The organism is Acinetobacter sp. AL9 (assembly GCF_041464035.1).
Taxonomy (GTDB): domain Bacteria; phylum Pseudomonadota; class Gammaproteobacteria; order Pseudomonadales; family Moraxellaceae; genus Acinetobacter; species Acinetobacter towneri.
On sequence record NZ_JAYFSK010000079.1, the window covers coordinates 1 to 8,612 of the forward strand.

The window sequence follows — 8,612 nt, forward strand, 5'->3', positions numbered from 1 at the left end:
CATCGTTCGATTGCTGGTTTTTTAGCAGGCGTATTTTCTTCACTATGTGCGTATCAACTTTGCCAAAAGAATAAGCCTAAAATTCATGTGATTAAATCTTTGGCTTATCCGTAACTGGGGTTATATAGTAAAACCACCACATGCGACGCAGAAGTATATTGAATCGCCTGCCCTAACATAAAAAATTCTGCGGCAAATAAAATACCCACCAATATGCCTGCAGGCAGATATTCAGTCGAAGCCCATTGTGTATTTCTTGCAAGCAATAACAAAGGCAACACCATCACAGCAGACAAGCCTGAACGCAGTGCCAATTGCATCAAGGGTGAAATATCTGCCGCAGCAACTTTTAGCACCACTTGTTGCAAACCCCAAAAAACACACAAAATTAGCATCATACTGCTGGCTTTTGCATCAAGTGCTTGGCGTGAACTCATGGCTGAACCTGATCTGAGATAAAAAATAGACTTTAAAGTAAGCAGCGGACTCAACCTAAATCTTTTGGATATTCAACATCATTGAGTACTTGAGGAGTTTTAGCATTATGCGCGACTTTGCATAAAAAAAGCGACCTAAATAGATCGCTAATTTTTAAGGATTAACTTAATCATCTGTTGCGAAAGCAATATCACTGAGTCCGGCTTCACTCGCACGTGACATCACTTGCGCCACAGTATCATAACGCGCATCTTTATCTGCTCTTAACACCACGGTTGGCTGTTGAGCTTGCTGACTAGCATCATTAAAGCGGGTTTGCAACTCATCTAAACTAATGATTTGATCATCCCACGCCACTTCACCATTGGCATTGATACTGACCTGAATTTGCTCAGGCGGTAAATCAACAATTTCTGCGCTGGTTTGCGGTAAGGTTAATGGTATAGATGGGTTGGCAACGGTCGCTGTCACCAAAAAGATGATCATCAATACCAACATAATGTCGATCAGGGGAATAAGGTTCATCTCATTCATGCCTGAATCGTTGTCTTCACCCAATTGAAAAGCCATTAAACCTGACCTCCCACTAAACTTTGTTGTGTTGCATTCACTTCAGTTCTTTGAACAGAAGAATCTTGTTGCAACATGGTGTCAATCAACAAACTATGTGCATGATCTTGCAAATTTGTAGATAAGGTACGGTTCACACGCGAACAAATGTTGTAAGCAATCACGGCAGGAATCGCCACCGCCAAACCGAAGCCCGTCATAATCAACGCTTCACCAACAGGCGTTGCCACTTGAGCCAATCCCGCCTGACCGCTTTTTCCAACCGCAACGAGTGCATGGAAAATACCCCAAACTGTACCAAACAAACCCACAAACGGTGCTAATGACGCAATTGTACCCAGTACCGATACGCCTTTTTCTGCCGATGCTTTTTCTACCGAAATTTGACGCAATAAGGCTTGCTCAGCAACCGCTTTACGCTGCTCAAAATTTAAGGGCACCAGTTTTGCTTTAAGCTGATTTAAAGCCTGTGACAGTTGAGCATAAGCTTGTTGCTTCAATTGGCGCGTGCCTATCAAACGTAATGCGAAGATGGTCCATGTCGCAATCGACATCGCCAATAACACGAAATACAGCGTTTTGCTGACTGCATCTGCGTGTTGCCAATAGACGGAAAAGTTCATACTCGAACTCCTGTTGAAGGTTAGCCGTTAGGGTTCAATGTCAATTCAAAAGGCTGCTCAGCACGAATTGGATAAGCCACGCCATTTTCTTTGTACGGTTTGAATTTTGCACTACGCACTGCGCGTAAAATCTTTTGATCTAAAGCAGGTACACCACTAGAACGCGTAATTTGAGCATCGGTGATCACGCCTTTTTCATTGGCTTCAATCCGAACCACCACGTTACGGGTTTCTCCCTGTAAATCACGATTGGTATAAGAAGGTTTTGGAGAACGACTCCATTGCACGCCTGAGCCGCCAATCGACACTGTTTTTGGAGCAGAAGGTGCGACAGGAGCAGGTGCTGGCGCAACAGGTGCAACTGTCGGTTTCGGTGCAGGCTGTACCACTTTAGTTTCAGTCACCGTTGCTACAGGTGCAGGTTGCACCACACGTTCGACTGGTTTTTCTACGGGCTTCGCCACGGGTTTAGGGGCTTCTGCTTTTTTAACTTGCTGTACTTTTTCTACTTTTTTCGGTGGCGGTGGCAACGGTTTTTCTACCACAGGCACTTCTTTTACAGGCTGAGGCTTGGGTTTTTCAGGCTGTGGTTCAGCCTTAGGTTGCGGTGGCAACGGTTTAGGCTGTTCTTGAATTTTTACAAAGCGTACTTTTAAAGGTTCTTTTTCTATGGGCTTTAAGGTCGGAGTTTGCATTTGCCCCAATGCCCACAACACACCGACATGACCTAATGCAACAACAGCTAAAGCCGTCACAACTTTCTTTTTCATGGCATTGGGCATTTGTAGCATAGCGTTGGGAGATTGGTTCATTAAAGTCAGCGACCTTCAAAAGCAATTGCCAAACCATCACAGTTCCGAACGATCAAACTGATCGGTTAGCACAATTAAAGTAACGCAATAATAAATGAGAAGTGTTTTCATTTGCAACTATTTTTTAATAACAAACGTGAATCATCCAATAAATTTGCTATTTTAAAAACAGTTTAAATAAATGTTATAACATTACAATTTTAGCATAAAAAAACATGCCATGTCGGCATGTTTTAATTCGATTTTTAGATAGCTTTTACCCTATTGAAATACAACAGTTTTGTTGCCATCTACAATAATACGGTCTTCCAAATGCCATTTAACTGCACGTGCCAGTACATTACGTTCCACATCCTGACCCAATTCACGCAGTTGATCTACCGTAAAGTCGTGGTTTACACGCTCTACATCTTGCTCAATGATCGGACCTTGATCTAGGTCTGCTGTTACATAGTGTGCAGTTGCACCAATCAGTTTTACGCCTTTTTCATAAGCTTGTTTATATGGATTTGCGCCCACGAAAGCAGGCAGGAATGAATGGTGAATATTGATCACTTTCATTTCCCACTTAGAGACAAACTCTTCATCCAAAATTTGCATATAACGCGCCAATACCAACAAATCATTGCCTTGCATCAATTCATCAATTTTAGCGTAAGCTTCACGTTTATTTTCTTTATTAACAGGCACTACTTCAAACGGAATACCAAAGTTTTCTACCGCTTCACGCAAGGTGTCATGGTTCGACACCACTTTGGTAATTTCACATGGTAAACCACCACGTGAATGACGCCATAATAGTTCGAGCAAAGCATGATCAACTTTAGACACCAAAATGCCGACTTTTTTCACATCGCTGACCAAAGCCAAACGCCATTGCATTTCATAACGCTCTGCCACGTTAGAAGCAAAGGTTTGCAATAAGCTTTCTTTACGGCTTTGCAAGTGATCCAGTTCAAACTCAACCCGCATGAAATAACGCCCGCCCTGAGCTTCTGTTGCGTATTGATCAAGCGCGGTAATGTTGGCTCCTTGATGATACAAAAAGCTCGATACAGCCTGCACAATACCTGGCTTATCTTCACAGGTAATCAGTAAACGTGCAGTATTCGCAGTCGTCATATTCATGTTGTTTTTAGTCACTACTTGGTTAAATTGAAAAACAAGCCGAGTATTCTAGCGCGTTTCTCAGACATTCTAAATAGCCATTCTCAGTCTCTTAGTCGGCTTGAGTATTTTTACTGGATGATAAACTCTCAAACAGTTCAGATGTGCCTAGTGTTTCTAGTAAACGCTCATAGGTTGCACGACTTTCACCCCGTAAATATGCCCCTTCAAGGAACAGCATTTGACGTAAAGCCTGCCAAATCCATTTTTCTTCCAAATGGTTTGAATCGGTAATGTGACCCGACATATATAAGAAGTTCGTCCAGTTGGTCAGCACAATCCAAATATTGATAATCAAGGCTTCAATTTCTGACTCAGTCATTTGCATCAGACCCGCATCCACAAAGGCCTGATAAATTTTTTGTCCCTGCTGCATGACCTGTCCTGCAAAACGTGGATACATTTTGCGGAAATCTTCATTGGTTTCGACCAAATGATAGACATCACGATGCAAAAAACGATAAGCCCACAGCTGACTACTGAGAACCTGAAAATAACGAATTTTGTCATTGGCATCTAAGCCACGATTTTCAGGCAAAGCCAGCATTTCTAAAGTTTCTTGCTGATATTGTTCCATCAGCTCTTTAATAATTTCGTTCTTATTGCGGAAGTGGTAATACAAGTTTCCTGGGCTCATGCCCAGTTCTGCCGCAATATGATTGGTTGTTACCGAACGCTCACCACGCTCGTTAAACAATTGCAAACTCAATTGCAAAATACGTTCTTTGGTTTTCAACGTTTTGGTTTGAGACATCCTAAAAACAACCATTCTTTAAAATTTGGGGGGCATGAAAACATAAAGTCACTTGACTGATTAGAGTAAATACTCTAAAAATTAACTTATATTGCTTTTATTGAATGGTAACATGCCATGAACAGTCAAACAAAAACAACTTCAATGACCCCACATTCACCCGATTTACAACGTCTGGATGATATTTTGGCATTGCAGAAATATGCCTATCAGCGTCATCCTGTCCCAAGTGCCAAAGAACGCATTGAACGCTTAGCCCGCTTAAAACGTGTGATTGTGAAATATCAGGATCAATTTGCCGAAGCCATTAACCGTGACTATGGCAACCGCGCCATTGCAGAAACCAAAATTGGTGAATTACTTACCTGCTTGGAACATATCAAATATTACAGCAAAAACCTGACCGACTGGATGAAGCCATCTAAACGTCAGGTTGGTATTATCCACCAACCTGCAAAAGCATGGGTACAGTATCAACCTTTAGGGGTAATTGGCATTATTGCACCTTGGAACTATCCGCTGCTGTTGTCTTTAGGCCCACTGATCTGTGCTTTGGCTGCAGGCAACCATGCCATGATCAAAATTTCCAGTGCTTCTGCGCATTTTGGTAAAGTACTGGAAAACGCCATGAGCGAAGCATTTCCACAGGAATTGGTGGCAGTAATTAATGGCGGCGGTATTATTTCCGATGCGTTCTGTCATTTGCCTTTTGACAAAATTATTTTCACAGGCTCTACCGAAGTCGGCAAAACTGTAATGGCTGCCGCGTCACAAAACCTTGTGCCTGTCATTTTAGAACTAGGTGGAAAATCCCCTGTTTTGGTGCATCCATCTAGCGATATGGTCGATGTAGCGCAGCGTATTGCGGTAGGTAAACTCTGGAATGCTGGACAAACCTGTGTTGCACCCGACTATATGTTCTTGCCTAAAGGCAAAACTGCCGAATTTATGGAGCATTTCGAGCAATTTGTGACCGAAATGTATCCGCATATTCGTGATAACCAAGACTACACTTCTATTATTAATGACAAACAATATCGTCGCTTACAGGGCTATTTAGAAGATGCACGTGAGCGAGGTGCAAATATTATTGAAATTAATCCGCAAAGTGAAAATGTGGCTGCAACCCGTAAAATGGCACCAACGGTACTGACCAATGTCAGTCCAGACATGCAAATTATGCAAAATGAGATCTTTGGTCCAGTCCTGCCAATCTTAGAATATGAACAAATTGATGATGTAATCGAGTTTATTAATAGCCGACCGCGTCCTCTTGCTTTATACTATTTCGACTTTGATCAGGCGCGTGCCGACTATGTCGCACAGCGAACCCATTCAGGGCATTTCGGACTCAATACTGTATTGACCCACGTTGCACAAGATGACTTACCATTTGGTGGTGTTGGTGCATCGGGCATGGGGAAATATCACGGTCCAGAAGGTTTTTTCAGCTTGTCACATGAACGGTCGGTAATGTCTAATCCGAAGCTTTACAGCTTGAAGTTCATTCTCCCCCCATTTGATAAGCCGATTCATCGATTGATTTCGAAGACGCTTCTTCGTTAACTGATCAAGGCATGAGCTATCAAACACGCTCATGCTGTTTTTGAAGAAAATCGCTTGTCTTTTAAGCGTATTTTTGATATAAAACGCCCCTTGAATGAATTCATCCGTTTATTTTTGACTGGCCATACAGATTTGCTGTTGGCTAAATCAATGGAGTTACACCATGTCTAAGGTTTGCCAAGTTACCGGCAAGCGTCCAGTCGTTGGTAACAACGTCTCACACGCCAACAACAAAACTAAGCGCCGGTTCGAGCCGAACCTGCACAACCACCGTTTCTGGTTAGAAAGCGAAAAACGTTTCGTACGTCTTCGTTTAACCACTAAAGGTATGCGTATTATCGACAAATTGGGCATTGAAAAGGTTGTTGCTGACCTTCGTGCTCAAGGTCAAAAGATCTAAGTAAGGAGTCAGGACAATGCGTGATAAGATTCGCTTAGTTTCTACAGCTGGTACAGGTTATTTCTATACCACTACTAAAAACAAACGTACTATGCCGGAAAAAATGGAAATCAAAAAATTTGATCCAAAAATCCGTCAACACGTAGTTTTCAAAGAAGCTAAAATCAAATAATTTTAGCTTCTTTAAAAAACGACCTTATTCAGGTCGTTTTTTTTTGCACTTTTTTTGCCTAACTTGTTAAAATTTCCTCGTTTTCTTTTTTGGCACTATTTGTGCTTGTCTTATTTCAGTCTTTTGACCGCACCTTCACCATGGCTTAGGAGTTTCTCGTGCCTCATGATGTAGAACTCATCATCTTACTTGCCGTTGGTTTTAGCTTGGCACTGGTATTTGGCTATATCGCTGCGCGCTTACGCCTTCCACCGCTTATGGGCTATCTGATTGCAGGTGTCATCATTAGTCCCAACACACCGGGCATTGTGGCAGATATTCATCTTGCCAACCAATTGGCAGAACTTGGGGTCATGTTCCTCATGTTCGGTGTTGGCATGCATTTCTCGCTAAATGATTTAATGCAGGTACGACGCATTGCTTTGCCTGGTGCAGTATTGCAGATCGCCGTGGCGACCCTGCTCGGTGTAGGCGTGTCGATGATGTGGGGTTGGAGTTTTGGTTCTGCCTTAATTTTTGGCTTGAGTCTGTCTTGTGCCAGTACCGTTGTGCTCTTAAAAGCATTGGGTGATCGTGGCCTGCTCGACTCCGTGAACGGTAAAATTGCCGTAGGCTGGTTGTTAGTTGAAGACTTAGTGATGGTCTTAGCATTGGTGCTTTTACCTGCCACAGCTGTATTACTGGGTGGACAAGCTATCGACAATGCCAGTGATGAAAATATTTGGCTAACACTCGGACTGACTTTATTAAAAGTTTCAGGCTTTATTGCCTTTATGCTGATTGTTGGCAAACGCCTTGTGCCCTTCATTATGCAAATTGTGGCTCGCTTAGGCTCGCGGGAACTGTTTACCCTGACTGTGGTCGCTGCTGCGGTATCAATTGCCTTTGGTGCTTATAAAATCTTTGGCGTGTCGATGGCACTTGGGGCGTTCTTTGCGGGGATGGTGGTCAAAGAATCTGATTTCAGTCATCGCGCCGAAGAAGAAACTTTACCCTTACGTGAAATTTTCTCCATTCTATTTTTCGTTGCTGTGGGCATGCTGTTTGACCCGCGTATTCTGATAGAAGAACCACTGCACGTTTTAGCGGTCGTCGGCATTATCATGGTGGGTAAAACCATTGCAGCCATGGCATTGGTCTTGTTCTTCCGCTATCCACTCAATACAGCCTTGACCGTAGGCGCGAGCTTGGCACAAATTGGTGAGTTTTCCTTTATTTTGGCAACGCTAGGTGTATCTTTACAACTGCTGTCACTAGAAGGACAAAACCTGATTTTAGCAGGCGCACTCATTTCAATTACCCTCAATTCCTTTGTTTTTTCTGCGATTGAGCCTGTGCAAAACTGGATTCGGGAACGCTCTTATTTGGCGCGTTTGCTTGAACGCAGCAATGACCCTTTAGCCATGCTGCCCGATGAAGTTTCTCAAGATTATTTACGTGATCAGGTGGTGATTGTTGGACATGGTGAAGTCGGACGCCGCATTACTCAAAATTTAATGGCTGAAAATATTAAGGTCGTGATTGCGGAAGAAAACCGTGAAATTGTCGAAGACTTACGCGAAAAAGGCATTGCTGCAGTCAGCGGCATTGCCACAGAAACGGGTGTACTGATTCAGGCACATATTCAACATGCACGACTACTCGTTCTCTCGCCTATGGACATTTTGGATATTCATAAAATTGTGGATATTGCCAAAACCCTAAACCCTGAAATTCAGGTTTTGGTGTGTGCAGAAAGCAAAGCCGAAGCGGAAGTAATTCGTAAAGACAACATTGGTGAAGTGTATTTTGCCAAAGAAGAAATGGCGAAAAATATGAGCAATTATATTTTAAATCAAATTGAAATTGCCCATCATCAGCCACCAACGCATTGAGCATCATTCATCTAAAACCCATAGCCAAAATCACAAAAAGCGCACCGTTTAAGCTGCGCTTTTTTTGTTGACGTATAGATTGGCTTTCATTGTGTTGATGAAAAACTATCTAACCCCAGTTACGGATAAGCCAAAGATTTAATCACATGAATTTTAGGCTTATTCTTTTGGCAAAGTTGATACGCACATAGTGAAGAAAATACGCCTGCTAAAAAACCAGCAATCGAACGATGTTT

Annotated in this window: 9 protein-coding genes and 3 pseudogenes; 5 read left to right on the forward strand and 7 right to left on the reverse strand. The window is 42.6% G+C overall.

Features of this window, described 5'->3' with window-relative positions:
- Positions 1-114: pseudogene (locus ACEO2X_RS12570) on the forward strand (IS982 family transposase); the annotation flags it as partial.
- An 8-nt stretch (positions 115-122) separates the two neighbouring features.
- Here the strand turns inward: ACEO2X_RS12570 and ACEO2X_RS12575 are convergent.
- From ACEO2X_RS12575 to ACEO2X_RS12600, 6 genes and pseudogenes are all read right to left on the reverse strand, one after another.
- Positions 123-437: pseudogene (locus ACEO2X_RS12575) on the reverse strand (EamA family transporter); the annotation flags it as partial.
- Positions 438-603: 166 nt separating this feature from the next.
- Positions 604-1,008: a biopolymer transporter ExbD gene (locus ACEO2X_RS12580; RefSeq protein ID WP_004976158.1), complete on the reverse strand. Its 405-nt coding sequence runs from the start codon at positions 1,006-1,008 to the stop codon at positions 604-606.
- A complete protein-coding gene (locus ACEO2X_RS12585; protein WP_096901723.1) occupies positions 1,008-1,631 on the reverse strand; it encodes a MotA/TolQ/ExbB proton channel family protein in 624 nt (207 codons plus the stop codon). The genes ACEO2X_RS12580 and ACEO2X_RS12585 overlap by 1 nt, the downstream gene beginning before the upstream one ends.
- A 20-nt stretch (positions 1,632-1,651) precedes the next feature.
- Positions 1,652-2,443, reverse strand: a complete 792-nt coding sequence (locus tag ACEO2X_RS12590; RefSeq protein ID WP_104853035.1) for an energy transducer TonB — start codon at positions 2,441-2,443, stop codon at positions 1,652-1,654.
- A 261-nt stretch (positions 2,444-2,704) separates the two neighbouring features.
- Positions 2,705-3,571 (reverse strand): formyltetrahydrofolate deformylase, encoded by an 867-nt coding sequence (gene purU / locus ACEO2X_RS12595; protein ID WP_004976151.1) that lies wholly within the window; start codon positions 3,569-3,571, stop codon positions 2,705-2,707.
- 91 nt (positions 3,572-3,662) lie between these two features.
- Positions 3,663-4,364: a TetR/AcrR family transcriptional regulator gene (locus ACEO2X_RS12600; protein WP_004976150.1), complete on the reverse strand. Its 702-nt coding sequence runs from the start codon at positions 4,362-4,364 to the stop codon at positions 3,663-3,665.
- A 117-nt stretch (positions 4,365-4,481) separates the two neighbouring features.
- On the opposite strand from ACEO2X_RS12600, the gene ACEO2X_RS12605 reads away from it, so the two are divergent.
- From ACEO2X_RS12605 to ACEO2X_RS12620, 4 genes are all read left to right on the forward strand, one after another.
- Positions 4,482-5,930, forward strand: coding sequence for a coniferyl aldehyde dehydrogenase (locus tag ACEO2X_RS12605; RefSeq protein WP_004976148.1), 1,449 nt, complete (start codon positions 4,482-4,484; stop codon positions 5,928-5,930).
- A gap of 163 nt (positions 5,931-6,093) precedes the next feature.
- On the forward strand, positions 6,094-6,330 hold the full coding sequence (rpmB, locus tag ACEO2X_RS12610; protein ID WP_004976147.1) for a 50S ribosomal protein L28: 237 nt from the start codon (positions 6,094-6,096) through the stop codon (positions 6,328-6,330).
- A 16-nt stretch (positions 6,331-6,346) separates the two neighbouring features.
- On the forward strand, positions 6,347-6,502 hold the full coding sequence (rpmG, locus tag ACEO2X_RS12615; protein WP_004976146.1) for a 50S ribosomal protein L33: 156 nt from the start codon (positions 6,347-6,349) through the stop codon (positions 6,500-6,502).
- A 158-nt stretch (positions 6,503-6,660) separates the two neighbouring features.
- A complete protein-coding gene (locus ACEO2X_RS12620; RefSeq protein WP_179996528.1) occupies positions 6,661-8,376 on the forward strand; it encodes a cation:proton antiporter in 1,716 nt (571 codons plus the stop codon).
- A 119-nt stretch (positions 8,377-8,495) separates the two neighbouring features.
- Here ACEO2X_RS12620 and ACEO2X_RS12625 read toward each other — a convergent pair.
- Positions 8,496-8,612 (reverse strand): annotated as a pseudogene (locus tag ACEO2X_RS12625) (IS982 family transposase); the annotation flags it as partial.

Bases quoted from the DNA above. Each gene is read 5' to 3' on its own strand.
- ACEO2X_RS12580 (WP_004976158.1), bottom strand. From the start codon at position 1,008: ATGGCTTTTCAATTGGGTGAAGACAACGATTCAGGCATGAATGAGATG.
- ACEO2X_RS12585 (WP_096901723.1), bottom strand. From the start codon at position 1,631: ATGAACTTTTCCGTCTATTGGCAACACGCAGATGCAGTCAGCAAAACG.
- ACEO2X_RS12590 (WP_104853035.1), bottom strand. From the start codon at position 2,443: ATGAACCAATCTCCCAACGCTATGCTACAAATGCCCAATGCCATGAAA.
- purU (WP_004976151.1), bottom strand. From the start codon at position 3,571: ATGAATATGACGACTGCGAATACTGCACGTTTACTGATTACCTGTGAA.
- ACEO2X_RS12600 (WP_004976150.1), bottom strand. From the start codon at position 4,364: ATGTCTCAAACCAAAACGTTGAAAACCAAAGAACGTATTTTGCAATTG.
- ACEO2X_RS12605 (WP_004976148.1), top strand. From the start codon at position 4,482: ATGAACAGTCAAACAAAAACAACTTCAATGACCCCACATTCACCCGAT.
- rpmB (WP_004976147.1), top strand. From the start codon at position 6,094: ATGTCTAAGGTTTGCCAAGTTACCGGCAAGCGTCCAGTCGTTGGTAAC.
- rpmG (WP_004976146.1), top strand. From the start codon at position 6,347: ATGCGTGATAAGATTCGCTTAGTTTCTACAGCTGGTACAGGTTATTTC.